The 24566-nt window shown below is 37.2% G+C and carries 25 protein-coding genes and 1 pseudogene; 11 read left to right on the top strand and 15 right to left on the bottom strand.

Going from position 1 to position 24566, the window contains the following annotated elements; genetic code table 11:
• Window positions 1–14 precede the first annotated feature (14 nt).
• The gene (locus IGL80_RS12390; protein ID WP_002358371.1) at window positions 15–254 is read left to right on the top strand and encodes an AbrB/MazE/SpoVT family DNA-binding domain-containing protein; all 240 of its coding nucleotides are present in this window, start codon (window positions 15–17) and stop codon (window positions 252–254) included.
• Window positions 251–670 (top strand): type II toxin-antitoxin system death-on-curing family toxin, encoded by a 420-nt coding sequence (locus IGL80_RS12395; RefSeq protein ID WP_002355245.1) that lies wholly within the window; start codon window positions 251–253, stop codon window positions 668–670. The genes IGL80_RS12390 and IGL80_RS12395 overlap by 4 nt, the downstream gene beginning before the upstream one ends.
• A 109-nt stretch (window positions 671–779) precedes the next feature.
• Here the strand turns inward: IGL80_RS12395 and IGL80_RS12400 are convergent, their stop codons facing one another.
• The 5 genes and pseudogenes from IGL80_RS12400 to IGL80_RS12420 form a co-directional block, all read right to left on the bottom strand.
• Entirely contained in the window at window positions 780–1991 is a 1212-nt protein-coding gene (locus IGL80_RS12400; RefSeq protein WP_002404630.1) for an amidohydrolase family protein, read from the bottom strand.
• Between the two features lie 51 nt (window positions 1992–2042).
• Window positions 2043–2846: an ankyrin repeat domain-containing protein gene (locus IGL80_RS12405; protein WP_002373191.1), complete on the bottom strand. Its 804-nt coding sequence runs from the start codon at window positions 2844–2846 to the stop codon at window positions 2043–2045.
• Window positions 2847–3019: 173 nt separating this feature from the next.
• Window positions 3020–4063, bottom strand: coding sequence for a DUF4822 domain-containing protein (locus IGL80_RS12410; protein ID WP_002387660.1), 1044 nt, complete (start codon window positions 4061–4063; stop codon window positions 3020–3022).
• Window positions 4064–4281: 218 nt separating this feature from the next.
• Window positions 4282–5247 (bottom strand): annotated as a pseudogene (locus tag IGL80_RS12415) (DUF4822 domain-containing protein).
• Between the two features lie 184 nt (window positions 5248–5431).
• Window positions 5432–6409, bottom strand: a complete 978-nt coding sequence (locus IGL80_RS12420) for a DUF4822 domain-containing protein (RefSeq protein WP_085366522.1) — start codon at window positions 6407–6409, stop codon at window positions 5432–5434.
• Window positions 6410–6732: 323 nt separating this feature from the next.
• On the opposite strand from IGL80_RS12420, the gene IGL80_RS12425 reads away from it, so the two are divergent.
• Both IGL80_RS12425 and IGL80_RS12430 read left to right on the top strand, forming a co-directional pair.
• Window positions 6733–8076 (top strand): sensor histidine kinase, encoded by a 1344-nt coding sequence (locus IGL80_RS12425; RefSeq protein ID WP_025186142.1) that lies wholly within the window; start codon window positions 6733–6735, stop codon window positions 8074–8076.
• Window positions 8073–8765 (top strand): response regulator transcription factor, encoded by a 693-nt coding sequence (locus IGL80_RS12430; RefSeq protein WP_002358364.1) that lies wholly within the window; start codon window positions 8073–8075, stop codon window positions 8763–8765. The genes IGL80_RS12425 and IGL80_RS12430 overlap by 4 nt, the downstream gene beginning before the upstream one ends.
• Window positions 8766–8816: 51 nt before the next feature.
• Here the strand turns inward: IGL80_RS12430 and IGL80_RS12435 are convergent, their stop codons facing one another.
• From IGL80_RS12435 to IGL80_RS12445, 3 genes are all read right to left on the bottom strand, one after another.
• Entirely contained in the window at window positions 8817–9962 is a 1146-nt protein-coding gene (locus IGL80_RS12435) for a cysteine desulfurase family protein (protein WP_002358363.1), read from the bottom strand.
• 125 nt (window positions 9963–10087) lie between these two features.
• Window positions 10088–11824 (bottom strand): septation ring formation regulator EzrA, encoded by a 1737-nt coding sequence (ezrA, locus tag IGL80_RS12440; RefSeq protein ID WP_002355233.1) that lies wholly within the window; start codon window positions 11822–11824, stop codon window positions 10088–10090.
• Window positions 11825–12009: 185 nt separating this feature from the next.
• Entirely contained in the window at window positions 12010–12696 is a 687-nt protein-coding gene (locus IGL80_RS12445; RefSeq protein WP_002355232.1) for an HAD family hydrolase, read from the bottom strand.
• A 186-nt stretch (window positions 12697–12882) separates the two neighbouring features.
• Between IGL80_RS12445 and IGL80_RS12450 the strand changes: the two genes are divergently transcribed.
• Window positions 12883–14235, top strand: coding sequence for an aspartate kinase (locus IGL80_RS12450; RefSeq protein ID WP_002391510.1), 1353 nt, complete (start codon window positions 12883–12885; stop codon window positions 14233–14235).
• A 22-nt stretch (window positions 14236–14257) separates the two neighbouring features.
• On the opposite strand, the gene IGL80_RS12455 is transcribed toward IGL80_RS12450, so the two are convergent.
• From IGL80_RS12455 to IGL80_RS12465, 3 genes are read right to left on the bottom strand one after another with little or no spacing between them, the layout of a single operon-like run.
• On the bottom strand, window positions 14258–14794 hold the full coding sequence (locus IGL80_RS12455) for a haloacid dehalogenase (RefSeq protein ID WP_002358362.1): 537 nt from the start codon (window positions 14792–14794) through the stop codon (window positions 14258–14260).
• Between the two features lie 16 nt (window positions 14795–14810).
• The gene (locus IGL80_RS12460) at window positions 14811–15644 is read right to left on the bottom strand and encodes a DUF72 domain-containing protein (protein ID WP_002358361.1); all 834 of its coding nucleotides are present in this window, start codon (window positions 15642–15644) and stop codon (window positions 14811–14813) included.
• Window positions 15645–15694: 50 nt separating this feature from the next.
• The gene (locus IGL80_RS12465) at window positions 15695–16429 is read right to left on the bottom strand and encodes an acyl-ACP thioesterase domain-containing protein (RefSeq protein WP_002355227.1); all 735 of its coding nucleotides are present in this window, start codon (window positions 16427–16429) and stop codon (window positions 15695–15697) included.
• A 274-nt stretch (window positions 16430–16703) separates the two neighbouring features.
• Between IGL80_RS12465 and IGL80_RS12470 the strand changes: the two genes are divergently transcribed.
• Window positions 16704–17288 carry a lytic polysaccharide monooxygenase gene (locus tag IGL80_RS12470; RefSeq protein ID WP_002355225.1) on the top strand — a complete coding sequence of 195 codons (585 nt, stop codon included), beginning with the start codon at window positions 16704–16706 and terminating at the stop codon, window positions 17286–17288.
• Between the two features lie 42 nt (window positions 17289–17330).
• Entirely contained in the window at window positions 17331–18377 is a 1047-nt protein-coding gene (locus tag IGL80_RS12475; RefSeq protein ID WP_002364979.1) for a chitinase, read from the top strand.
• A 95-nt stretch (window positions 18378–18472) separates the two neighbouring features.
• Here IGL80_RS12475 and IGL80_RS12480 read toward each other — a convergent pair whose 3' ends face one another.
• Both IGL80_RS12480 and IGL80_RS12485 read right to left on the bottom strand, forming a co-directional pair.
• Window positions 18473–18784, bottom strand: a complete 312-nt coding sequence (locus IGL80_RS12480; protein WP_002355223.1) for a DMT family transporter — start codon at window positions 18782–18784, stop codon at window positions 18473–18475.
• A complete protein-coding gene (locus IGL80_RS12485; RefSeq protein WP_002386054.1) occupies window positions 18781–19137 on the bottom strand; it encodes a DMT family transporter in 357 nt (118 codons plus the stop codon). Before IGL80_RS12485 ends, IGL80_RS12480 begins: the two co-directional genes overlap by 4 nt.
• A 265-nt stretch (window positions 19138–19402) precedes the next feature.
• On the opposite strand from IGL80_RS12485, the gene IGL80_RS12490 reads away from it, so the two are divergent.
• On the top strand, window positions 19403–20377 hold the full coding sequence (locus IGL80_RS12490; RefSeq protein ID WP_002358359.1) for a ring-cleaving dioxygenase: 975 nt from the start codon (window positions 19403–19405) through the stop codon (window positions 20375–20377).
• Between the two features lie 20 nt (window positions 20378–20397).
• Window positions 20398–21018, top strand: a complete 621-nt coding sequence (locus tag IGL80_RS12495) for a flavin reductase family protein (protein ID WP_002358358.1) — start codon at window positions 20398–20400, stop codon at window positions 21016–21018.
• Between the two features lie 44 nt (window positions 21019–21062).
• Here IGL80_RS12495 and IGL80_RS12500 read toward each other — a convergent pair whose 3' ends face one another.
• Window positions 21063–22391: an aminopeptidase C gene (locus IGL80_RS12500; RefSeq protein ID WP_002358357.1), complete on the bottom strand. Its 1329-nt coding sequence runs from the start codon at window positions 22389–22391 to the stop codon at window positions 21063–21065.
• A 149-nt stretch (window positions 22392–22540) separates the two neighbouring features.
• Here IGL80_RS12500 and IGL80_RS12505 point away from each other — a divergent pair, with 149 nt between their 5' ends.
• Window positions 22541–22930 carry a GntR family transcriptional regulator gene (locus tag IGL80_RS12505; RefSeq protein ID WP_002358356.1) on the top strand — a complete coding sequence of 130 codons (390 nt, stop codon included), beginning with the start codon at window positions 22541–22543 and terminating at the stop codon, window positions 22928–22930.
• Window positions 22930–24300, top strand: coding sequence for a DUF5808 domain-containing protein (locus tag IGL80_RS12510; protein WP_002358355.1), 1371 nt, complete (start codon window positions 22930–22932; stop codon window positions 24298–24300). The genes IGL80_RS12505 and IGL80_RS12510 overlap by 1 nt, the downstream gene beginning before the upstream one ends.
• Window positions 24301–24344: 44 nt before the next feature.
• Here the strand turns inward: IGL80_RS12510 and IGL80_RS12515 are convergent, their stop codons facing one another.
• Window positions 24345–24551, bottom strand: a complete 207-nt coding sequence (locus tag IGL80_RS12515; protein WP_002355215.1) for a heavy-metal-associated domain-containing protein — start codon at window positions 24549–24551, stop codon at window positions 24345–24347.
• Window positions 24552–24566: the final 15 nt, after the last annotated feature.

Below are 24566 nucleotides of genomic sequence, written 5' to 3' on the forward strand. Positions count from 1 at the left end.
AAGGTGGGTTACTAGTGGAAATCAAAGAAAGAAAACTTAGAAAAGTTGGGAATTCTGTTGTTATGACATTGTCAAAAGAGTTTCTAGAAAGCATTGGTGCGACTGCGACAGACACCGTTTATGTAGACGAAGAAAAATTAAAAGATATTATTGTTAAAAAAAATATGTCAGAACATCAAAAAAAATTACAACAAATGATGGAGAACTCAAAACAAAAACATAATGAGCTGTACAAAGAATTGGTTACTAAATGAAAAGTATTTATTATTTATCAGCGGATGATCTATTTCAAATGAATACTTTCTTGATCCAAACGTATTCTCCCGCAGAACAAATTGGCATCAAAGATCGTAATGCATTAGAAATGGCTAGCAACCAACCAGCACAATTCGTCTTTGACGTTGACCTGTACCCAACAATTGAAGAAAAAGCAGCTATTTTAATGATTAACATTGCAACAAAGCATTGTTTTTACAATGCAAATAAACGGACAGCTGTAATGGCAACCGACTTATTTTTACAATTAAACGGTTATGATTTCCAATTAGATACGCAAGAAGGCGTTGATTTATTGGTTTTTATTGCTACTTATAGATCAGATTTTGATCAGTTGAAAAACGATGTATCAAAAGTAATCAGAGCTAAATTAAATCATACTTCTTCTCACTAATTTCATCAATGAAATATAAGATGGATGTCGTTTTCAATTGTAAAATTAAGCGTCTAATCCAAATAAATTTAATAACAAAAAAAGAAGCGAGAAATCTCGCTTCTTTTTGTTATTTTTGATAAAGTGTGGTTCCTTTTACCACACTGATTTCCACCGGTGTCTGACGAGCGACAAAAGCCGCCGCACATTCTGCTTCAGTGAGTAAGTAAGTTGCTTCAGCACCAACTTGCGGCCAATTTACTTGCCCTTGTTCGTCTAAAGTTGTGACACCATCTGTCACTAAGCCTAATAATTGTGTTAAAGCATCTTGATCTTTCACGTTAAAAAGTTCACCTAAACGAGCCAATTTTTCTTGTAATGAACCATCACCATAGGGAGACCAGCAATCGTAGATATTGTCACAACCAAGATGGACATTGACTCCATGACGTAACAATTCCATAATTGGCGGAATCGTGTTAGGTGTGATTGGCACGCTGGAATTAATATGAATTTTTTCTGCTGCTAAAGCATCATAAACTTCGTCACGTTCTTCACCAATGAAATCATTTAACCCGAAGGCATGGCTGATAAATACTTTGTCTTGTAGGCCATATTCTTTCGTTAAACGGATAATTTCTTTAATCGTTGTTGTCCCAGCTTCGTGACGGTCATGTAAATGAATATCTACACCGACACCATGTTTATCTGCTAAGCGGAATGTTTCAGCCAATGATTTTTTGTAATCACCATCTAGTGAATAAGGATCCACGCCACCAATAAAATCGGCACCTTTTGCCAATGCTTGATCAACTAATTCAACGGAATCTGAACGTAGTAAGCCGTGCTGTGGAAAGACGACAATTTCTACCGCAAATGGTTTCGTTTGGGCCAATGCTTGGACTTCATCAAAATAACGTAAGTCTGTCATCGGTTCCACGTCGACATGTGTTCTGAAGGCTGTCGCGCCATGTGGTAATTCTAAGTCAATTAAATGGTTGGCGCGTTCTGTTAAAGAAAGTTCTAAACTATCTAAATAAGGGATTTCTGCTTCGACACGTTCCACAATTGACTTCGCTGGCGTCACCGGATACCACGGAACACCTAGTTTACTTTTATCAAAGTGACAATGTTTTTCAATCAAACCTGGTAAAATCAATTGATGGTGACCATCAATAATTGTCAACCCAGGTTCTTCTACCAATTCTTCATTGGGGATGATTTTTGTAAATACTCCATCTGTTACTTCAATTGCCACTTCTTTGGTTACTGTCCCAGATAACCAGTCACCTTCTTTTTGATACCCTGTTTCAATTCGAACATTTTTTAACCAATAATTCATGCTTTCCTTCACTCCTACCTGTATTTATTCCTTCCCGAAAGGACACAATACTTAGTTGTACTGTGCTAAAATTTTACTAATTTCCGTATAACCTTTTTGATTGGCATAGTCCATTGCTGTTCGACCAGAATTGTCTTTAATGGATTGATCCGCACCATTTTCCATTAACAATTTTACAATATCTTGGTAAAGTTGGTTCCCTTCACGTAACCCCACTGCCTCAATCAATGCTGTATAGCCAAAGTCATTTTGGAAATCTATGTCTTCTCGTCCATCTTCTAACAAGAGCTTCACATTGTCAATATGTCCTTTTTCAGCTGCCGGAATTAACGCATTGCCACCGTAACGGTTATGCTTATTTAAATCTGGGGTCGCATTTTTTAACATATACGCTAAAATCTCCGTACGTCCTTGCGCTCCCGCATAAAGATAGGGACTATCACTAATGCTATTTTGCAGATTAATATCGGCACCCCGATCAATCAACGCTTTTGCAATCTCAATGTCATTATTGTGAACAGCGATATTGAGCGGTGTGTTGCCTTCTGTGTCGACTTCATCCACTTGATAAGTAGTATCTTGTAAAATTTCCTTGACCTTCTTCGTATCTCGTTGATTGGCTGCTTCTAAAAGCGCACCCACTTCATAGGTCTTCATCGGTTCTTTCACTTCCTCTTTTGATGTTGTTTGAGCTACCGAACGGGTTGTACTGGTGCTTTCAGTTTTTGCACTACTTTGAGTAGTCACCGTTTGACTATTTTTTGACGCTGCGGAGGGTGTTTCTCCTCCTTGACACGCAGCAAGTAATGGAATGGTCACGACACTTAATAGCCCCATTAAAATTTTTTTGTTCATTGTGCTCAGCTTCCTTTCCTCGAGAGAAATATGAGATTTTTCTCCAGTGGTTCTAATCTAACGAATCTTTTTTTATTTGTCGATTAAAACGCTTTCTCCGTTTTTCTATTTTAAAAAGAGAGAAACCAAAAGAAGTCGAAACTTTTTTTGGTTTCCATTCGTATGTTTTGTTCTTAAAAGGTAAATTCAGGATTAAAAGTTCCTTGGTATGGTTCATGTTCCACATAGACTTGGATATCGTTTCCTTCGTTATCTTTACCCATTCGTGTGTACGTAAAACGATTATCATTCAATTCTGTTAACTCTAAGACAGCGCCATAGCGATTGGTTCCAATGGAAACATGGGCACGGAATTTATTTTGATTTCCTACTTTAAAGTAGCCATAGTCGCCACGAGTTTCACCAGTTTGTAAATTGAAAAATTCATATTTGCTGCTGTCTTGGTCAAATTTCGCTAAGCTGATAAAGTTTTGGTTGGCCGAAGTTACGTCATTGCCATCTTTATCCACTACTTTTGTGCCATTCCAAAGAAGTTGCGGTGTCCCATCAAAGGAAGTTTTACCAATAATTTCATCCCCTTGTCGATTTACATCAATCTGGCCTGTTTGTTCTGTCATGGCACGGCGTCCATTCGTGAATTCTAGTGTTCTGGGACGATTATTGGGGTATGGCTGCGGACGACCATAAACTGGTCCTGAGGTTGCTTTGTTTTCTACGAAAACTTCAATATCATTTCCGTTTTTATCTTTCCCCATCTGTCTATACGTAAAAGTATCTTGGTATAAAGTTCTAAGTGGGTATACACCTTGATAATTTTTGGTTTCAGAAATAATTACAAGACGGGAAACATCTGTAATACCAGCGGTCATAAAGAAGGTTCCTTCATCTCCTGTTGATTCTCCAGTCTCTTTATCAAAAAATTCATAGAAACTAGTGGTTGCATCAAATTTGATTGCATGTAATAGGTTTTGATTTTCATCTGTTAAGTCATTCCCGTTTCGATCATAAACGCGTGTTCCAGCCCAATCTTTTTCTGATAATCCTTCATCTTGTCTAATACCAACTGAACGTAAATACTCAGGTAAATCCCCTAAATTATTGGGATTGTCTACGCTTTGAGGAACGTATGCTTCTGCCGTCAAAGCCCCTCCTGCTCCACCAACTAATAACGCACTTAAAGCCAACAACGTAATTGTACCAACGATTTTTTTCTTCATAAACGACTACTCCCTTTCCTTTTGATAATTTAAGGATAGCAAGTAGTTATTAACTCCACCTGTCCATAATATGAACAAATTATTAAATAATAATCATTATAATTATCTTAATAATAATATTTAATTATAACTAATAACAATTTATTTATAGAGGAAGAGAAAACAAAAGAACGTTGGGGGACGTTCTTTTGTTAAATAAGAGAGAAGACAAGAGACTTTTAGAAAGTAAAGGCTGGATGATATGTGCCTTGGTAAGGTTCATGTTCCACGAACACTTGAATATCATTACCAGCATTATCTTTACCCATTCGAGTATACGTAAATCGATCATTGTTTAGTTCCGTTAATTCTAGCGCTGCACCGTAGCGATTCGTACCAATAGATACATGAGCCCGGATCTTGTTATTGTCCACCACTTGGAAGTACCCAAAGTCGCCGCGGGTTTCACCTGTTTGTAAATTGAAAAATTCATATTTACTTGTGTTTGGATCAAATTTCGCTAAACTAATGAAATTTTGATTGGCCGCTGTCACATCATTACCGTTTTTATCTACGACTTTTGTGCCATTCCACAAGGTTGTTCCTAAAATTTTATCCCCTGATTTATTTGTCACAATTTTGCCAGTTTGATTGGTTAATGCTTCACGTCCATTTGTAAAAGCTAATTTTTTCCCATGATAAGGGATGTGTTCCACGTAAACTTCAACATCATTCCCCAGTTTATCTTTCCCTAAACGCTTGTAAGTAAATTTGTCTTTACTCACTTCGGTTAAATCCACTACGGCTTGATAATTTTGTGTCCGCGAAATTAAAATTCGTTTTGTGCCATCACCTGTCACAAAAAATGTTCCTTCGTCACCACGGGTTTCCCCAGTATTTTTGTCGAAAAACTCGTAAAAACCGGTTTCACCATCATATTTTGCTAAACCAATAAAATTAGCATTTTCTGCCGTTAAATCATTACCAGCAGCATCATAAACACGGGTTCATTGCCAGTCCGTGCCAGATAAAATCTTAGTCGCCTTGTCGCCTCTTGTTTGGCCATTGTTTTGATGTTTGCCTAAATTTGCTGTAGCACTATTTGGATTGGCTGCATGATCTGCAAATGCTGGACTTGCATAACCTGCTATAAGTAACGTACTTAATGTTACTAAAGTAATCGAACTTAATACTTTCTTTTTCATAAAGCATCGCTCCTTTTCTTTGATAAACCTATCTTAACAAACGATTCTAAACTACCACTGTCAGAAAAATGAACAATTTATAAACGATTAAAAACAACTATAAACTATTTTTTTATTAAAAATGAAGCGGTCAAAAGAATCCTTTACTTCCTTTTGACCGCTTCATCCACTCGTGATTGACTAATTAGAACGTGAAGTCTGGCGTAAAGTCTCCTTCATATGGTTCATGTTCTACAAAGACTTTAATTTCTTTGCCATTGTTGTCTTTACCCATTCGTGTATACGTAAAACGTTTATCATTTAATTCTGTTAATTCTAACGCAGCTCCATATTTATTGTCACCAATTGAAACGTGGGCCCGGATTTTGTTATTATCAATTACTTGGAAGTAACCAAAATCTCCACGGGTTTTACCCGTTTCTAAATCAAAGAATTCATATTTACTTGTTTTATTATCAAATTTCGCTAAACTAATAAACATTTTATTTGCTTCAGTAACATCGTTACCGTCTTCATCTAAAACTTTCGTGCCATTCCATAATGCAGCCCCTAAAATGTCATCCCCAGGTTCACTGGTAACAATCTTGCCAGTTTCTGTTTCTAAATCTTTACGGCCATTCGTAAAAGTTAATTTCTCGTCAGAATAAGGGATATGTTCTACAAAGACTTCTACATCTTTCCCGTCTTTATCTTTACCCATTCGCTTATAGGTAAATTTATCTTTCGTTACTTCCGTTAAATCAACCACCGCTTGATAGTTTTGTGTATCCGAAATTAAGATACGCTTTTCGCCATCGTCTGTCACAAAGAATGTGCCTTCATCGCCACGGGTTTCACCTGTTTCTTTGTCGAAAAATTCATAAAAACCTGTTTCACCATCATATTTTGCTAAACCAATAAAATTAGCATTTTCTGCTGTTAAATCATTATTATTTTTGTCGTAAACTTTTGTGCCTTGCCAATCAGTACTGGATAAAATTTCTGTTAATTCTTGTCCTTTTGATTGCTCTTTAGCTGCTTCTGCTGAACTAGAGACTGCAGTGCTTGAGCTAGCTGCACTTGATTTATCTGTTGCAGAGTTGGCTCCGCCAGCACAGCCTGCAATCAACAACGTACTAAAGGTTAATAAGGTAAGCGCACTAAAAACTTTTTTCTTTTTCATGGTTGGTAATCCCCTTTTTCTTTTTGATATATTTAGAATAGCAAAGCCTTATAAACTCCTACTTGCCGAAAAATGAACAAATTATAAACAAATGAAAAAAAGTTAATAACAATACTAGCTTTTTTTTGTTCACTTGTAATACACTATAAGTAAGAAATAGATTAAAACCACTAGGAGGGACGCTTTTGACCATTAAACGCCGCTTTTTTATTTCTTATATTAGTGCCATCATTATTACTTTAGCCTCTGTTTTAGCTGTTTTATCCTTAGCTTCTTACATCACGTTAGGGACTGTTCCCAGTTTGCCCCAAGCTTACCGAATGATGAATAAGCAACGACCATTGACCGCTAACGAAGAAGAAAGTTATTTGGCCTTAGATCAATTGTTAAAAAAGTCACCGAAATTACTAGATACGCCTTTAAGTAAAGAATTAAAGGAAACGATTCAAACAATTGAGGCAAAAGGATTAAGTGTGATTATTCGAAAGAATGCACGGTTTCCTTATTATTCGGATAATTTAGTAGAAAAATCTTTGTCTGTACATATTCCAAACTACGAAATGAATAATATTATGCCAACTGGCACACTGGATAATGCAGGGCGTCTATATCATTATGTCAAATCCGATTTTCATTATTTAGATGGTTCTAACGGGAGCTTTATTGTCTTGAAACGCGAAAGCAGCCTTTTTGAATTCTTCACACGCTGGATTATCTGGATGATTTTGTTAATTATCCTTGTAGCAATTGCGGCAGCTTGGCTCATTAATAAGCGCTTAATCAAAACCACTATCGAGCCATTAGAAGCATTAGAAAAAGCGACTAAAACATTGGGTAAGGATGCCCAAAAAGAAAATCCATTTACACCAACTAGCCACCAAACCGTCTCAACAGAAGTCAAACAGCTCCAACTTAGTTTTGAACAAATGTGGCAAGATTTAGAAGAAGCCAATGCGGAACGCGAAAAATATGAAGCTAATCGGAAAGAATTAATTGCAAATATTTCTCATGACTTAAAAACACCAATTACTTCTATTATTGGTTACGTTGAAGGTTTGATGGATGGCGTTGCCAATACTGAAGAAAAAAAACAGCGCTATTTAACGGTCATTCATGAAAAAAGTTTAGGCCTCAATGATTTAATTGAAGAATTATTTTTGTATTCTAAATTAGACCTAGATCGTGCTGTCTTTACAATGGAAAAGACCAATTTCACTCGTTTTATTGCACATATTCTTGAAGAATACCGTTTGGAACAAGAACTCGTGATCACTTCTGTACTTCCCACCGAAGCTTTATACGTTCAAATGGATCCCACGCAGATGAATCGCGTGATTACCAATCTAATTCAAAATAGCATTAAATTTGCGGATCCCACTAAAGAACAACTAGCCTTTACGATTTCTTTAACGCATAATCAAACAGACTTAGTTTTAACCATTACAGATAACGGCATTGGTATCGATAAAAAAGAATTACCTTATTTATTCGAACGCTTCTATCGTGTAGACAAATCTCGAACCCCAACAGTTAAAGGAAGCGGCTTGGGATTAAGTATTGTCAAACAAATTATTGACTATCATCAGGGAACAATCACTGTCACAAGTAAAAAAGGAGACGGCACCAACGTGATAATTACGCTGCCGTTGTTGGAGGATGAAAAATGAAACCACATGTATTAATTATTGAAGATGATCCAAGCATTGCTGATTTGCAAAAAGATTATTTAGAAATTAACGATATGACTGTCACAATTGAACATGATGGAAAAAAAGGATTGGAAGCAGCTTTAAATGAGCCCTTTGATTTAATTATTTTAGATGTGATGCTGCCAACTATGGATGGTTTTGAAATCTGTCGTGCAATTCGGAAAAAAAAGCAAACGCCGATCATGATTGTTTCGGCTAAAAAAGAAGATATTGATAAAATTCGTGGGCTTGGCTTAGGTGCGGATGATTATATAATCAAGCCGTTTAGTCCCAATGAATTAGTCGCTCGAGCAAAAGCCCATATGAACCGTTATCAATTGTTAAGCAACGCAGAACAACCACCACAATTACTAAAAATCAATGAAATCGCTGTCGACACTGCCGCCCACAAAGTGTTTGTTTTAGAAAATGAAGTTATTTTTACAAGCAAAGAATACAAATTGCTGGTTTTCTTGATGGAACATCCTAACCGTGTGTGGAATAAAGAAGAACTTTTTGAAAGTGTCTGGGGGTTTGATGCCTTAGATACTGAGGTTTCGACTGTCGTTGTTCACATTAAACGGATTCGGGAAAAATTAAAAAAAGCCAATCTTTCTGACTCTCCAATTGAAACACTCTGGGGAAGTGGCTACCGCTTCAATCGATAAAGAGAGCAAAAATAAGTCGGAGCCTATTTCTAGGCTCCGACTTATTTTTTGTTAATTTACACGAGAAAATTTTTGATAAAGTTGATTGAAAACAATCATAAATTGTTCAATTTCTGCCATTGTATTGCTTTCATCTAAACTAATGCGCACAGCGGAAGTCGCCAATTCCCCAGGCACATGCATGGCATACAAGGTGCTGCTAGCCATTTTTTTTCGGCTAGAACAAGCACTCGTAGTCGAAATATAAATCTGTTTTTCTTCCAATGCATGGACTAGCACTTCGCCGCGAATCCCTTTCAAAGCAAAACATAAAATGTGTGGCGCAAAATGTTCATTATCTTGTGAAAAAACAGTCACATTTTGAAATTCTTCTAACGCCTTTAATAAATAACTCCGTAATGTCGCCACATGTTGCGGCCGTTGTTGTTCGTTCTCTAAATGCAAGCGTAACGCTTTGGCCATTGCCACAATTGCTGGTACGTTTTCTGTCCCACTGCGTTGGTTGTTTTCTTGCCCACCTCCTGTTAAAAGCGGCGCTAAACGTTTCCCTTGTTTCCAATACATAAAACCAATGCCTCGTGGTCCATGAAATTTATGTGCAGAAAACGTTGCAAAATCCACCCGATCCGTTAACCACTCTGAGTAATTAACTTTCCCAATTGCTTGAACCGCGTCTACATGAAAATGAATTTTAGGAAACTCCGCTAAAACCTCGCTGATTTCTTTAATTGGTTGAATCGTTCCCACTTCATTGTTCACTGCCATAACAGAAACCAAAATCGTTTCTTTTCTAATTAATTTCTGTAGTTCCTCGACTTTTACACGACCTTCTTTATCCACTGGCGCATAAGAAAGTTCAAAACCTAGTTCGACTAATTGTTCCGCTGTTTCTGTAACTGCTGGATGTTCCACTGCAGAAATAATAATATGATTACCAAATTCTCGTTTTTCGATTGCCGTTCCTTTTAAAACCCAGTTATCTCCTTCAGTTCCGCCACTTGTAAAATAGATTTCATTTGCTGAAACATTGATTAGCTCCGCAATCTGCTTCCGTGCTTGTTGTAAGAGCCGATTCGCTTGGCTGCCTAAGTCATGCAGACTAGACGGATTGCCAATAATCCGCTGACTGGTTTTTACATATGTATCTAAAGCCTGGGGGTAAATCGGTGTAGTTGCACTATTATCAAAATAAATCATTTGTCACCCTTCTTTTTTAAAATTCTTTCCCATTATATACTTTCTAAAGTATCACTTCAAGTCACCACCACGCCATAAAAACAGAGGCTTGTCTGTCGACAAACCTCTGTTTAGTGATTGTTTAATTAAATTGCTGTTAAATTAGGGTTATTGATATTTTTAAAATAAAAATCTTCGATTCGCTTGAACGCTCCTGGCTCAACAGCTTCCAATGCCGTTCCAATTTCATCTAATGCATCTTGATAACGGAATTCTGTCGAGAATAAATACATGCTTTTATCTAAAGCCGCTCGGATGTTCTCGTGAGTATGACGATAGCGGTTTGCATATTGCATCATTTGTTCTGTCAGAGCTGCTGCATTGACTAAATCTTTTGTTTTCTTATCTAATAACTCTAAATCATCTTCGCATAAGTCACATAAACGATTGATTTCATCCATGTTAATGCGCATTTTATTTAAGGCTCGGCTTAAATCTTCAATTCGATCCGTTGCCACATAGAAAAATTCTAAGTAATCAGCAGACAAACCTGGTAATCGTTGCTTTTCAACATATCGTTTGATACTCCGTAAACGGAATTCGTATTCGTCGACTTTTTCTTGGGCGACTTTTTCGCCTTTTCTTAGTTCTTTCAATGAAGCATCAATTTCTAATTGTTGATTTTCAATATCATCTAAAATCTTATAGCATTCTTTATAGAACGCTTGAATTTCAGAGTAAGGAACGGTATGTTCTTTCATTCGAGGTTCCAAGTCTTTTTGACGGCGGATAATTTCTTCAATTTCCGTTTGGAAGCCACGACTACGTCCTAGCTCGTTGTTGTTTAAGGTGTAGCTTTGTGATACATGGTCCAATTCAATCATTAATTGACGGTTATTTTTTAAGGAATGAGAAATATAATCGTCAATAATTTTTTGATTGGTCACGACATATTTCTTCGCTTCAATTTCACGTTCCATCACTTCATATAATGCATCAATCGCCGTTGCTGTGTCGCGATTTGCGACCTCTACTGCAGCAATCTCTGTTTTCTCTAAATCAGCCATTGAATTCTCGACACGTTTTTTCGCATGTTGAATTTCTTCAGCAAAGTTTTGTTCAGGGAACACATAATCGTCAGCTAATAATTGGTTGTAGCCTTCTTCGATTTCTTTTAATTGATCTGGGAAAGTTTCATTTAATTCTTCATACATTGGTGGAATCCGTTTCATTAAGTCTTCCAATTCATACGTATGACGTTCCGCATCTTCTAGGACTTCTCGAGCCTCGATTGGGTCCCCCGATGTATTTAGTGTGACAAATTGTGTGAATTCAATTTCGACGTTTCTTAATTGTTTTTGGATTTCGGAGTAAGCTGGACCAAAGCTAGCTTTATCATCTTTTAGTGATTTACTTAATTCTTCATAGACATCCAAAGCTTTTTGAACTTCTAATGAATTGCGCTCTTCACTTTCACGTAATTCTTTCAAGCCATTACGAATGACTTCCACTTCGGCTTCCATTTCGGTCATCGTTTCATTCGCTTCCACGACTGCTTTCTTCGCTTTCATGAAACGGAAAATTTCATTTTGATTTTCGACTTCATAAATTTGACTCTCTAGTTCGGCGAAAGAACGCGTCGATAGTTCTACCCAGCGTTGATTCCATTCACGGAAACTATTTTGACTCTGTCCAACTAGATGCATTTTTTTAATGTCATCGATTTCTTCAAAGACTGGCAAGTCAAACAGGGCTTCTTTACGAACTTCTAATTCATCTAATTGTTCTTGATTTTTTTTGCGCATAAAATAACCAATTAAGTATAGCACCGCAGCAATAATAACGATTACTAGTACTAAAATGATAATCCAATTATTCTTCATTTTGGCTCCTCCGATAATTTTTCTATAATAAAAGAAAGGTTGTTTGTTCTCTTCACACGGTTATCTATTGTTCCTGACCCTTGAAAAAGGGCATTCTTGCAGAAATACCTATAGAAAATTATAGCACAAACTGTATATTCATTCACTAGTTATAACAAACTTTTTTAAGAAAACCCGCGATCTTCTTACGAAGGGGTTGATTCACTGCTTTCATCGATCCGATTTTCACTAATTTTTTTACAAATATCACTTAGTTGTGTTAAGAAGGCATCCGCTTGACTTTGATCCATCCCAAAGTGTTCATCGCGCATAGCCCAAACTTCTAGCCCAGCTTCTTTGGCAGAGGCAATGCCTTTTTCTGAATCTTCAATGGCTATACATTCCTGTGGCGCAACAGCTAATTCTTGTAACGTGTGCAGATAAATATCCGGCGCCGGTTTACTTTCTTCGAAATCTTCCCCACTCACGACCGCATCAAAATAACTACTTAATTGCCCCACTGTCAAAACCTCTTCAATTGCGTCTTTTGTGGAAGAAGAAGCTAATCCGATTTTATAGCCTTGTCTTTTTAAAAATTGTAAAACACGTTTCGCATTTTCATCAAGCACAGCTAAATAATCTATCGGATGCGCTTTTTTATAGGCTATGTATTGTTCATTTAAAAAAGCAATATCTAGCTCTTTTTTGTTGACTTGTTCAATCTTTTGCCATAATGAACGCATATCCGCACCGACTAATTCTGGCAAGGTTAGGCCCTCAATGGTCAAATCAAATTCCGCTAAAAATGCTTTACGTCGCTCATAATAATAAGCTTCGCTATCTACTAGGACACCGTCCATATCAAAAATAATGGCAGTTTTGGATTCTGTCATACTATTTAACTCCTTCGTTACGACTCATATCTTTACAGTTTAACAAAATTTTAAGGAAAAATGAAGAACAAATATTTTCATGATTTCCTAACTTTCTGAAAATAAGTGGTTGCTTTTCTAAATGTTTTTCGGTATCCTTTTACTAATCTACAAATGAGAAAATAATTAAAAACAGGAGTGATAAACGTGAACGTAGTTAAATTCGGCGGTAGCTCGCTAGCATCAGCACCACAGTTACAGAAAGTCTTACAAATCGTCAAGGAAGAGCCGCGCCGAACGTTTGTCGTTGTATCCGCTCCTGGAAAGCGAACCCCGCAAGATATTAAAGTGACTGATTTATTGATTCAATACTATCAGCGCTACTTAAATAATGAGGAAATTGAATCGACAATCTCTGCCATCATTCGTCGTTATGAAGATCTTTTCGATGAATTACACTTGGATAAAGCAGTTTTAGCTGATATTGCTATTTCGATTCGCCAATTAGCCACTTTACCAAAAGAAAACAATGCTTTTTTATTTGACTATTTTTTAGCTAGCGGCGAGGACAATAATGCAAAAGTTGTTGCCAGTTTTTTCAAGCAAAATGGCTTAGATGCTCGCTACATTAGTCCAAAAGAATTGGGTCTCCTGGTGACACCTGAACCAGGCAATGCTCGCATTTTACCAAAAGCTTTAGAGAAAATTAGTGTCTATCGTGAGACTCAACAAATCTTGGTTATTCCAGGTTTCTTTGGTTATACAGAAGCCGGCGAAATTTGTACTTTTTCTCGTGGCGGTTCCGATATCACAGGGTCCATTGTTGCCGCAGGTGTTCAAGCAGATTTGTATGAAAACTTTACCGATGTGGACGGAATTTATGTCGCCCATCCTGGAATTATTGAACAGCCTCAAACGATTCAAGAATTGACCTACAGAGAAATGCGGGAGTTAGCTTATGCAGGATTTGCCGTCCTCCACGACGAAGCTTTAATGCCTGCCTATCGCGCAAATATTCCAGTCGTTATCAAAAATACTAACAACCCACATCATCCCGGCACCCTAATTACCACTTCTCGCAAAGTGAAGCATGCTCCTGTTGTAGGAATTGCTAGTGATCAAGGGTTCGCAAGTATTTACATTAGTAAGTATTTAATGAATAGAGAGTTAGGTTTTGGGCGACGGCTTTTAGAAGTACTAGAAAAATTAGCCTTAAGCTATGAGCATATGCCCTCAGGAATTGATGACATCACGATTGTTTTAAGAGAAGACCAGTTAACAACTGAAATTGAAAATCGACTGATGGCTCAACTCCAAGAAGTTTTAGCGCCTGATGAGTTACGCATCACGCATCACCTTTCTATGATTATGATTGTCGGGGAAGGCATGCGCCAACGAATTGGGGTTACTGCTGAAAGTACAATGGCGTTAGCCAAAGAAAAAATCAACTTAGAAATGATTAACCAAGGATCTTCGGAAGTAAGTATTATGTTTGGTATCAAAAAAGAACAAGAGGAAAAAGCCATCAAAGCCTTATATCGGACGTTCTTCCATGATTAATGAAAAAGACGAATGAGTTTTCTCATTCGTCTTTTTCATTGGTTTCAGTAATTTTCAATTGGCGTTGAATTTCCGCTTTAATTTTAGCTTCTGGCGCAAAATCTTGTTCCCAATTTTCAGGTTTTAATACTTTATTTGTTTCCGGATCATAATGTGGCTGCCCATCTGGAAATAATTTCCCCATATTGGCTTGATGAACGATTTCAATAATTTTTGTTGGATTGACACCCATTAAGCAAAACGAACCATAAGTAAAATACAATAAATCGACTAGTGCATCCACTTCCTCCACTAAAGGATCAGATACTGGTTTGCCTTTCGCCAAGACTTTCTGCTCTGCTTTATCGACAGATTTTTTTAATCCGTCGACCAATTGTTGAAAAAGTACTTGGTCATTATTAGCAGCACTATATAAAAATTCCACAAGTTCTTCGACTTTAAACTCTGCTCGTCGACTAGCTAACTCTGGCGAAAAAGCAGTTGGTTGCTCTGGTTGTTGTGGATTAAAAACCTCGTGGAATGCACAAGCCATTTCATAAGGGGATTGCTTTTCAGACATTCAGCTACCTTCTTTCTCAAAATAAATCTAATTGTTTTGGATTCAAATCATCGTAACTCAAATTCAAGACTTTTTGCATCTGTAGAGCGTTTTCTGCGGCATCGCCGCCAGAATTATTATTAAAAATTACGCCCACTTCTTTAGCTTCTTGCGACATTTTTAAAACAGCTTCGCTTAAATCAGCGATTTCCTGCGTATTATAATGATAAAGGGTTCTTTTTTTTCGCCACTCTGCATCATTGGCTAACCAGCCAGCCGCATTACGTCCGTGAAACCGGAAGAGCACGAGATTAGGATTCGTTACATAAGGATAAAAGGGCACTGGATTCGTAGGAATCTGCGGTTCATCTACAATCACAAGTGAAAATTGATTTTCTTTCATAAATTGCAACATTTGTTTTACAAAGTTTGGTTGATACCATGAATTATTTCGTAATTCAATGGCGATGGGTAGGTCTTTAAACCAGTGACGAATTTTTTGCAAGTAAGCGACATTTTCTTTCGTACAACCAAATGTTCCTGAAAATTGTACCAGAAAGGCAAATAATTTTTTACTTTCAATTAATGGGGCCATACTTTCTAAAAAGGCGGTGATCATTTCTTCTTCACTTGCATAATAGGTCTGCCACTCACCTTGACAACTGATTCCACTATAAACTTTCATGACAAAGCGAAAGTTTTCGGGAACTGCTTTGACCCATTCAGCTACTCGTTCTTTGGGAGGAATCCCGTAATACGCCGTGTCCATTTCAACTAGTGGTAAATGACTGGCATATTCATAAAGCGTGGCCCGTTTTTTTCCAGTTAAATAGTCGTGTTCACTAAAAGATGTTAATCCTAAGCGAATCATGTCCTTCCTCCTCTGCGTAACTTTTTATTTTTCTAAACCGTCATCTCAACTTAGTTGGTCCAATCGATATTCGCTTCACAATAGGTTTGACCATCAATCCGAATCTCATGGCGCGTTTTCAACTGATTTTCTTGTTCGACAATTTCGTAATGACTTTCGACTTCTTGGCCATATTCTACTTCTTTATCAAATTTCACAAGAATTTTTTTCGGTTGATGCGTTGTTAAAAAGTCATACCCTAACACATCCAATAACCAATTAAAGTAAATCGCATTATTAACATGTTGATTGCCATCAATATCAAAAAAACGCACACGATAAGGTAAAAAGTTCCCCTCTGTGACCTTTTCAATTTTTTCATGGCGATAAATTTTAGTGATTTTTTCAGAATCAAAAGGTGCAATAATTTCTGGTAACACACTACTGATTTTCCGATTTTTTTGATCCATTAAGACAAAGGTTGATTTCACAAAGACACATTCATTGCCTTCTTCATCATGAACCCAAAAGTTACGATAACAAAAATATTTGTTATAACTCATAGCTTGCGTTGTAATTGCTACTTTTTCACCAACTTTTGGTAAGCGGTGAATCTCTATTTCATAATTGGTGATGACCCAGCCTAGACCAAATTGAGCGACATAAGCCGCATCTCTTCCTAGTAATTCTGTTTGTTCTTCTGATACTTTAATGACAACCGCTAACAAAGCCGGTATCTTCATTGCACCAGTAAAATCGCCGTCATAGTAGGCAACTTCATAAGAGGATGTATGTTTTTTTCCCACGAAATAATCTCCTTTTTCCAATGGCTACTTTCGTGTCATTGTTTCTTCTTAAAAGTATACCACGTGATTTCTTCAATTGCGATTCCGAATGAAAAATTAACAAAACTTTGAAAAACACTATTATTTATATTATTTAAAAACATTCTTAATATTACTTAAAAAATATTGTTTTATTTTTAAAAATAACATTTCTTATTATTTGTATCCGAAAGATTATTATGTTATATTCCTATCTGTAAGCGCATACAAAATAATTTTTTAGGAGGTTTTTTTCGTGAAAAAGAGTTTATTAACAATCGTCCTGGCTTTTAGTTTTGTTTTAGGTGGCGCTGCATTGGCCCCTACTGTTTCGGAGGCTCATGGTTACGTAGCAAGTCCTGGAAGTCGTGCTTTCTTTGGTAGTTCTGCTGGTGGTAACTTAAATACAAATGTTGGTCGTGCACAATGGGAACCTCAAAGTATCGAAGCGCCCAAAAATACGTTTATTACTGGTAAATTAGCCAGTGCAGGTGTCTCAGGTTTTGAACCTTTGGATGAACAAACAGCTACTCGTTGGCACAAAACAAACATTACAACAGGTCCCCTTGACATCACTTGGAACTTAACTGCCCAACATAGAACTGCTTCTTGGGATTACTATATTACTAAAAATGGCTGGAATCCCAATCAACCATTAGACATTAAAAACTTCGACAAAATTGCTTCAATTGACGGCAAACAAGAAGTTCCTAATAAAGTTGTTAAACAAACAATTAATATTCCGACAGACCGCAAAGGTTATCATGTCATTTACGCTGTCTGGGGCATTGGTGATACGGTGAACGCCTTTTACCAAGCGATTGATGTGAACATTCAATAAAAATACTCACATCTTAAACTACATTAAAGGAGTTCTCAAAAAATGAAGCTAAAAAAAATAATTCCTGCTTTTCTCCTTCTTTCAACCGTAGCAGTTGGCTTGTGGTTAACGCCTACTCAAGCTTCTGCAGATGCTGCGGATACGATGGTAGATATCTCTGGCAAAAAAGTGTTGGTTGGATATTGGCATAACTGGGCCTCAAAAGGACGCGATGGTTACAAACAAGGAACATCAGCATCACTGAACCTTTCAGAAGTAAATCAAGCCTACAATGTCGTACCGGTTTCCTTCATGAAAAGCGATGGCACGACACGGATTCCTACGTTCAAGCCTTATAACCAAACAGACACTGCCTTCCGACAAGAAGTCGCACAATTAAATAGTCAAGGTCGCGCAGTTTTATTGGCACTTGGTGGAGCAGATGCACATATCCAATTAGTCAAAGGCGATGAACAAGCCTTTGCGAATGAAATCATTCGTCAAGTGGAAACATACGGCTTTGATGGTTTAGACATTGACTTAGAGCAATTGGCGATTACTGCTGGCGACAACCAAACCGTCATCCCTGCTGCATTGAAAATAGTCAAAGACCATTATCGAGCACAAGGAAAAAATTTCATCATTACGATGGCGCCAGAATTCCCTTATTTAAAACCTGGTGCCGCTTATGAAACATACATTACTTCCCTAAATGGTTATTATGATTACATTGCCCCACAATTATATAACCAAGGCGGCGACGGTGTCTGGGTCGATGAAATTATGACTTGGGTTGCTCAAAGCAACGATGCTCTAAAATACGAGTTCCTCTATTATATGTCTGATTCATTAATCCATGGCACGCGCGGCTATCTACAGATACCAAACGATAAATTAGTCCTTGGTTTACCAGCAAATCGGGATGCTGCTGGTAGCGGCTATGTCGTTGAGGCTACCCCTGTAGCCAAAACTTTTGATCAGTTAGCAAAAGACGGTAATCCTATCCGTGGCTTAATGACTTGGTCTGCAAATTGGGACGTTGGTCAAGATGTCAACGGCAAGTCCTACAACAATGAATTTGCGACACGTTATAGTAACCTTGTAAAATAAAAGCTATTTTGAGACAGAACACCGCATTTGGTTCTGTCTCTTTTTAAATTTTACTCACCTGTCTTTCAATAATCCAAACAATGTTCTCTCGTCTTCTAACCAATTAATTTTAAACCAATCACAGAAACAATGATTAAAAAAATAAAAAATATCCGGCGTAGGTCTTTTGATTCACCTAAGAGCATTCCTAAAATAGCGCCTCCTGCTGTACCAATTCCTGTCCAAACTGCATAAGAAACGCCCATCGGCAATTGTCTCATCCCTAAATATAAGAATAAGAAACTACCACTAAACGCTAGAATTAAAATTAACAATGAACGTAAGTCTTTTTTTGTTGTAAATAATTTAATTGAACCTACGCCAAAGATTTCAAAACAGCCTGCAATGACTAAGTATAACCAACTCATCTTGTTTCCTCCTCTTTATTTCCAGTTACCATTTTTAAGCCAATTACACCTATTAATAACAGCAACAGAAAAAGAACTTTTCCTATGCCCAATGGTGTGTGGAATAAAAAATGATCTGTTACAATAGTTCCAGCACTACCTAAGCCGACAAATACAGCATAGGCTGTGCCGACTGGCAATTCCTCTCCTGCTTTAATCAGCGCATAAAAACTGATAAAGATTGCGATTACTGTCCCTAAAATCTCCCACCATGTTGTACTATGCTTCATGCCAATGACCCAAATCACTTCACAAAAAGCGCCAAAAATAACTTTTAACCAAGCTTTACTCATCTTGTTTTCCTTCCCTTCCAAACAAAAAAAGTGCCAACAAACAGTTCAGCTATGGCCTAAGAACTGTTCATTAACACTTTAGTCGCAAGCATCCGGCGATGTTTACGAAAGTTTATGTATTAAAATATCTCAGGTCATTATATTCTTATTTTTTTAAAAAATCAACTAAAAAATAATAGTTCGAATTCGAGACATTTCTTTTGCATTTTTAGGACTAATCATTTAAGCTTACTTTTAGTAAGTTAATTAATTAAAAAATTATTTTTCTTTTAGGAGGATTTTTATTATGAATACACAAATTTTAGGTTTACACCACGTCACTGCCATGACTTCAAGTGCTGAAAAAATTTATCACTTTTTCACCGATATTTTAGGTCTACGTTTAATTAAGAAGACTGTCAACCAAGACGATATTGAAACATATCATTTATTTTTTGCTGATGATGCCGGCTCTCCCGGAACAGATATGACTTTCTTTGACTTTCCAGGCTTACCTAAAGGAACCAAAGGAACCAATACAATTTCTCGTACTTCATTCCGTGTAAAAGATGATGATGCTTTGGATTACTGGGTATCACGCTTTAATGAATATGCAATTGATCATGGAGAAATTCAAGAACGTTTTGGTAAAAAGTATTTAGAATTTGAAGACTTTGACAATCAACGTTACCAACTTATTTCTGATGAAAAGAACCAAGGTGTTGCAGCCGGCACGCCTTGGAAAAAATCTAACGTCCCTAGTGAACATGCTTTAATCGGCTTAGGACCAGCCTTTGTAACTGTCGAAAATTACGAACATCTGCAACTAGTTTTAACTGAAGTTTTAGGGTTCAAATTGATTGATGCTGAAGGTAGTTTCCATTTATTTGAAGTTGGCGAAGGTGGGAATGGTGCCAGCATTATCGTAGAGCATCGAGAAGATTTGCCAGCGGCCCAAGAAGGCTACGGCAATGTCCATCACTTAGCCTTGCGCGTTGCCGATGAGGAAGCACTACGTTTCTGGATTGAAAAAATTAATCGTTTGGAATTTCCTAATTCTGGCTTTGTGGAACGTTTTTACTTTAAATCTGAATATTTCTTGGCAGCAACACATGTTTTATTTGAACTGGCAACCGATGGTCCTGGATTTTTAGAGGATGAAACCTATGAACACGCTGGTGAAAAATTATCATTACCGCCATTTTTAGAACCAAAACGGGCAGGGATTGAAGAATTTGTGCGTCCTTTCGATACTTCAGATGCGAATGTTCAACGAAATTAGTATTTTTCTAGGAGGCTCCTATGATTCATTACAATAGTAACGAGTTATCTGCAAAAACAGCGTATAAATTTTTATCAGGAAGTATTATTCCTCGGCCAATCGCTTGGGTTACGACACAAGATACAGCTACAGGTGTCGTCAACGCTGCTCCCTTTAGTTTCTTTAATGCAGCGGCAGCTGAAATTCCTTTAGCAACGTTGTCCATTTTACGACCAGACAAAGAGCCTAAAGATACGGCACGAAACATCTTGGCTACTAAAGAACTTGTCATCCATTTCGTTAACGAAGACGTTCTTACTCAAATGAATCAGACTTCGGCGTCTTTAGCAGCAGAGATCAGTGAAATTGACACATTCGGTATTGAAACCATTGCCAGCCAGACTGTTACTGTTCCAGCAATCAAAGCCGCGCCGATTCGGATGGAAGCTCGCTTACATCAATATGTACCTATTGCTAACCATAAAGGTCAAATTATTACGGATTTATTCATTGTAGAAATTACCGATTTCTATTTTGATTCAGCCGTTTTCGATGAAGAACATCAGTACATTTTACCTGAAAAACTCCAACCGATTGCTCGTTTAGCAGGCAATGATTATACAACATTGGGCGAAATCCGTGAAATTCGCCGCCCAACGTAAAAAGAAGGCCCCCGCCATGACGGCGGGGGCCTTCTTTTTCTGTTTTATGCTAATGCTCCCATTGGATCCCAAGGTGCCAAAACAGTTGGCGCTTGTTCCCAAGCTTTTTTCTGTTCATCAGTTAATAAATCTTTGTGCACAACGATTTGATAAGTGTATTCGTCCATCCACGCATCGCTCATAACGAAGAAGCCATTTTCACCGACTTTTTCGCCCCAGCTATTTTCCACTTTCCATTTTGTTGTTTGACCATCAACGATATCAACACCTGTTAAAACCATGGCGTGTGTCATTAAGCTTTCACCAAAGTCTAAACGTTCTGCTTTAGTCATCGTAAAATCAATATCAAAAAGATCGTTCATATCGTAAACGTCTAATGCCATAATTCCTGTGTCACGTGTTGAAGATTGTCCGACATCACAACCAAACCAAACAGATTCGCCTTGTTCCAATTGTGCAGCAGCTAATTTTTTGAAAGCAGCCATTTCTACATTTAAATATTTAACTTCTTTGCCGCCGACAACATTCCCTAACATTTCAACAGTGTATGTTTTGTTGAAGGGTTTATCTTCTGTAGGAGCATTAATAATACTTACATAATCATGTAAATTAACGCCAACGTATTTTTCAAAGAATGTTTGCGGTGTTAGATTTTGATCCAAATGATAATTTTTTTCTTCGTCACGGTATTCAAAATCAAAGGTTTCTGGCGGCGTTCCTAAAGAGATTGCTAAGAAATTATAAATTTCTTGTAACATTGCTTCTTTGTTTTTTTGGACTTCTTCAGCAGAAGCGCCTTTTTCAATTAAACTACGTAAAATTGTTGCATCTTTGCGTAATTTTTTATTTAAATAGTTGTTTAAATCACGTGAATTGGAACTGTTGCTGCTTTCAGGCATTGCCGTTTTAGGCACTACGCCATATTTATCAAAAATTGAAACGATCATATCCCATTGCCCACCATCTTGTTGTGGTGTAGCTAATAAAAAGGCCACTTTACGACTAGTCAACGGTTGATCGGCTGTTGCAATAATATTTTCATAGAAATAATTTGATTTTTCATATTTATCCCAGAAAAATGTATAGTTTTGTGATAATTCAAAATCTTTTAATTGAAACGCATTTAACATTCTATGTCTAAATGTATTTAATGCCGCAAACATCCAGCAGCGACCGCTTTGTTTTTGATTGGCCACTTTTCCAGTAGCTAAGTCGACTGAAAAGACGGGTACGTTATTCACGGCTCCTTGTACAGATTCACCTGAAGCGCTGATACCATTTTTTACTACACTACGTTGTAAGGCATTTTGTTTATTATTGTTCAAGAAATCTTGATGGAATTTCTCTGTTAATTTTGGTTCAATTGCTGTCATATTTTCATCGTCCTTTCATTTTACGTTCTTCTTCATTATATGCTTCTCTTTAAACAGAAACAACCATTTACTCTAAATTCCTTGCTTTCCAACTCTTTTTGTATTAGGATATATAATACAGATAACACAAATGAGACAGGAGTGATTCGATGCTTTTAGAAATAGATGAACAAAGCGAACAGCCCATCTATCAGCAACTCATTGATCAAATCATTGTAGGCATTGCCAAAGGTGAACTGGTTCCCAATGAAAGTTTGCCTTCTATCCGACAATTGGCGGACGAAATCGGGGTCAATATGATGACTGTTTCAAAAGCTTATAATAAGTTAAAGCAATCAGGTTATATTGTGACTGACCGTCGTAACGGCACCAAAATTGCCGCAAAGTTACCTGCTACCGCTGTTTGGCAACAGCAATTGCATGAGCGTTTAGAACTTCTGTTGGCTGAAAGTTTTTTACATCAGCAATCCGAAGCAGAAATCCAAGCACTTATTCAGAAAATTTATCAAAATTTTGATTCGAAAGGGCGTGCATTATAATGGCGGTATTCTTTTATTTCATCCTAGTTTCTGTCGCTTTTTTTATGGCATTTACTATGGGGATTTATGCAAATCCTCACAAAAATATTATTTTGGAAAACACTTTACCAGAAGATAAACTACAAGATCCCAGCGTTCAAGCAATCCGAAAACGTTATAAAAAACGCTTGGTTCAACTAGCAGCCGTTTTTAGTGTTCTTAGTTTACCTTTGTTATTTATTCCTTATGATTCGATTTTATTGTTCCTTTTTCTGTTACTTTTATTTAGTTTTATTGGCAGTGGCTACTATCTGCAAATCGTTTATATTCGCAAAATGGCCGCTTTAAAAATGCAAAACGGCTGGTTGCTACCTAAGCGTCCTCTCTTAATCGATACGCAATTAGTTTTAAATAAAAACCAGAAACTTATTTCATTTTGGTGGTTTTTACCTGCAATTATTCTTACTTTTGCTGGGGGCTTTTATTCCTTGCAAACGGCGATTGGTTCCTGGATTCTTTTCTTAATTACTGTTTTGATGTTAAGTTTGTTCATTGGCGGCTATTATTTTATTGCGCGCTTACCTGTCAAACCGCTAACTAGTGACTCAAAAATTAATCAGCAAATCAATGATTTATTTCGTCATCATTGGTCTGTTTTAATGGTTTTATCAGCCTTAGTTTTTGCACCGCTAACCATTTTACCAACTTTCACAATTGTAATTGATTATACGGTTGCGATGGCTCTTACTTTTTGTTATTTTATTCTTTTGTTTGTTTATGTAGGCTTTCTCTTCTACTACCTATTTTCAATGCGCAAAAAACAAGATCAATTCGTTTTACAGGCTGGCGATTATCGCTATGGGGATGATGATCAATATTGGAGGTATGGGATTTATATCAATCCAAAGGACCCCAAAATCATGGTTCCTGATCGCATTGGTATGAATTTATCCATTAACCTAGGACGGCCTGCTGGGAAAATTATTCTAGCCGCTACTGGTATTTTAACGATTGCGGTGCTGTTCTTTGCCACAGTGCCGATGTTTATAAATGATTTTTCTAGTCATGCCTTTCAAGCAACTATTGAAAATAAACAAATTGAGTTATCTGCCCCATTAGCAAAAACAAGGTCAATTCCTTTTAACCAAATCACTGCTGTTTCTTTGATTGATGACTTACCTCAAGAACGCATCCGCACAATGGGTGCTGCGACAGATAGTTACTTAACAGGAGAATTTAAAGTCGCTGGAAAACCTGCTTATTTACTAATTTATACAAAAAGTCATCCGATTCTGAAAATAGAAACGCGGAAGAAAGTTTATTATTATACTGCGCGTGAGGGTCAAGAAACAACTAAGATTTATCAGGAAATCAAAGCAAAACTTCCATAACAAAAAAACAGGGTCTACTCATGATGGTAGGCCCTGTTTTTTTGTTATTCGCTGACAACCTTGAATTTTGTATCTGCCAACGTGGTATTCAGTTCATCCTGGCTTACTTCACGATCTGCTGTCACAACGGCTGTTTGATCTGCCAAGTGAACCGCAACATTCGTTACGCCGTCAATTCCACTAAATTTTTCAGTGACCGCTTGAACACAGCCATCACATTTCATCCCATCAATTTTTACTGTTTTTTCCATTTCACTTCATCCTTT

Source organism: Enterococcus sp. DIV2467a (assembly GCF_050532945.1).
GTDB lineage: Bacteria > Bacillota > Bacilli > Lactobacillales > Enterococcaceae > Enterococcus > Enterococcus faecalis.

Coding starts and splice junctions, on each gene's coding strand:
- IGL80_RS12420 (WP_085366522.1), bottom strand. CDS start 6,409: ATGAAAAAGAAAAAAGTTTTTAGTGCGCTTACCTTATTAACCTTTAGT.
- IGL80_RS12445 (WP_002355232.1), bottom strand. CDS start 12,696: ATGACAGAATCCAAAACTGCCATTATTTTTGATATGGACGGTGTCCTA.
- IGL80_RS12475 (WP_002364979.1), top strand. CDS start 17,331: ATGAAGCTAAAAAAAATAATTCCTGCTTTTCTCCTTCTTTCAACCGTA.
- IGL80_RS12515 (WP_002355215.1), bottom strand. CDS start 24,551: ATGGAAAAAACAGTAAAAATTGATGGGATGAAATGTGATGGCTGTGTT.
- IGL80_RS12460 (WP_002358361.1), bottom strand. CDS start 15,644: ATGATTCGCTTAGGATTAACATCTTTTAGTGAACACGACTATTTAACT.
- IGL80_RS12400 (WP_002404630.1), bottom strand. CDS start 1,991: ATGAATTATTGGTTAAAAAATGTTCGAATTGAAACAGGGTATCAAAAA.
- IGL80_RS12425 (WP_025186142.1), top strand. CDS start 6,733: ATGAATAAGCAACGACCATTGACCGCTAACGAAGAAGAAAGTTATTTG.
- IGL80_RS12510 (WP_002358355.1), top strand. CDS start 22,930: ATGGCGGTATTCTTTTATTTCATCCTAGTTTCTGTCGCTTTTTTTATG.
- IGL80_RS12395 (WP_002355245.1), top strand. CDS start 251: ATGAAAAGTATTTATTATTTATCAGCGGATGATCTATTTCAAATGAAT.
- IGL80_RS12435 (WP_002358363.1), bottom strand. CDS start 9,962: ATGATTTATTTTGATAATAGTGCAACTACACCGATTTACCCCCAGGCT.
- IGL80_RS12500 (WP_002358357.1), bottom strand. CDS start 22,391: ATGACAGCAATTGAACCAAAATTAACAGAGAAATTCCATCAAGATTTC.
- IGL80_RS12480 (WP_002355223.1), bottom strand. CDS start 18,784: ATGAGTTGGTTATACTTAGTCATTGCAGGCTGTTTTGAAATCTTTGGC.
- IGL80_RS12405 (WP_002373191.1), bottom strand. CDS start 2,846: ATGAACAAAAAAATTTTAATGGGGCTATTAAGTGTCGTGACCATTCCA.
- IGL80_RS12455 (WP_002358362.1), bottom strand. CDS start 14,794: ATGTCTGAAAAGCAATCCCCTTATGAAATGGCTTGTGCATTCCACGAG.
- IGL80_RS12430 (WP_002358364.1), top strand. CDS start 8,073: ATGAAACCACATGTATTAATTATTGAAGATGATCCAAGCATTGCTGAT.
- ezrA (WP_002355233.1), bottom strand. CDS start 11,824: ATGAAGAATAATTGGATTATCATTTTAGTACTAGTAATCGTTATTATT.
- IGL80_RS12495 (WP_002358358.1), top strand. CDS start 20,398: ATGATTCATTACAATAGTAACGAGTTATCTGCAAAAACAGCGTATAAA.
- IGL80_RS12505 (WP_002358356.1), top strand. CDS start 22,541: ATGCTTTTAGAAATAGATGAACAAAGCGAACAGCCCATCTATCAGCAA.
- IGL80_RS12410 (WP_002387660.1), bottom strand. CDS start 4,063: ATGAAGAAAAAAATCGTTGGTACAATTACGTTGTTGGCTTTAAGTGCG.
- IGL80_RS12490 (WP_002358359.1), top strand. CDS start 19,403: ATGAATACACAAATTTTAGGTTTACACCACGTCACTGCCATGACTTCA.